The following is a 268-nucleotide window of genomic DNA, read 5'->3' on the forward strand; positions in this document are numbered from 1 at the left end:
CTTTTGTTTCTTCCAGTTTGACCGAAACCATTCGGGAAACGCCGGATTCCTGCATTGTAACACCGTAGAGGACATCCGCTTCTTCCATAGTGCCTTTTCTGTGGGTGATGACGATAAACTGGCTGTCGCCGCTGTATTTTTTTAAATATTGCGCAAACCTGAATACATTGGCTTCATCAAGCGCAGCTTCCACTTCATCAAGGACGCAGAACGGCACGGGCCTTACTTTCAGAATGGAGAATAAAAGGGCAATGGCAGTCAGCGCCCG

The 268-nt window shown here is 48.1% G+C and carries 1 protein-coding gene; it reads right to left on the bottom strand.

Annotation, left to right across the window (positions count from 1 at the left end; genetic code table 11):
- On the bottom strand, positions 1–268 hold a 268-nt coding region (locus R0K30_RS22150; RefSeq protein WP_410613015.1), incomplete at both ends, for a hypothetical protein.

Origin of the sequence: Bacillus sp. SIMBA_154, assembly GCF_046536015.1 — a bacterium.
GTDB classification, from domain to species: Bacteria; Bacillota; Bacilli; order Bacillales; family Bacillaceae; genus Bacillus; species Bacillus pumilus_P.